Source organism: Streptomyces sp. HSW2009, from assembly GCF_040240285.1.
GTDB lineage: Bacteria > Actinomycetota > Actinomycetes > Streptomycetales > Streptomycetaceae > Streptomyces.
This window is the reverse complement of record NZ_JBEHZD010001096.1, coordinates 1-809: the sequence shown is the minus strand read 5'-3', so window position 1 is coordinate 809 and position 809 is coordinate 1. Positions and strand designations below refer to the sequence as shown.

At 78.9% G+C, this 809-nt stretch carries 1 pseudogene; it reads left to right on the top strand.

Features of this window, described 5'->3' with window-relative positions:
• Positions 1-419: 419 nt before the first annotated feature.
• Positions 420-809: pseudogene (locus tag AAHZ94_RS34730) on the top strand (hypothetical protein); the annotation flags it as partial.

Sequence of the window (809 nt, the reverse complement as noted above, 5' to 3'; positions counted from 1 at the left end):
GCCCGGTTCGGCGCGCTCCGCGCCCGGCCCGCGGGGTGTGACCAGCGCCCCAACGCGACTGCCGGACGCCAGGGCCGACGGAACCTCAGCTTCCGATGTGGCCCACGCCACCAGGCCGCCGCGCCCGCCACCACACCGGCTGTCGCACCCGCCACTACATCGGCTGTCGCACGGCCGCCGCACCGGCCGCAACGCCCGCCACCGCATCGGCCGCCGCACCTGTCACTGCACCAGCCGTCACACGGGCCGCAGCGACCACCACCACACCAGCCGGCAGCCCGCCCGCCGCCGCCCCGCCGGCCCCCACCCCGATCCCCCATCGCCCCCTTCACTCTGACCGTCCCCATCACCCCACGACAGCCGCCGGTCACCGCACGGGACTCGAACACGTACCCGATCGGAGGCTACGATGCGCGGCCATGACTGACACCCCGCAGCCGTGGCACCCCATCGGCCTGGCGCTGGCGACCGGCGACGCGCGCTCCGACCTGATCGCCGGGGCCGCCGCGCTGGTCGTCGGGCTGGCGCTCGGCTGGCTCGCGCACTCGGCCGCCGGCCGGTACGGGCTCGGCCGGCAGCGCGCCTTCTTCGGACTGCCGCAGGGCTCCGAATGCGTCCTGGTCACCCACCGCGACACCACGGCCGCCAGCCAGTGGAGCATCCCGCGGCACGACGCGCTCGCCCTGCTGTGCCTGTCATCGGTGGTGGAGCGGTGGGGGGGGGGGGGGGGGGGGGGGCCCCCCCCCCCCCCCGGGGGGCGGGGGGGGGGGGGGGGGGGCCGGGGGGGGGGCGCCCCCCCCCCCCCCCCC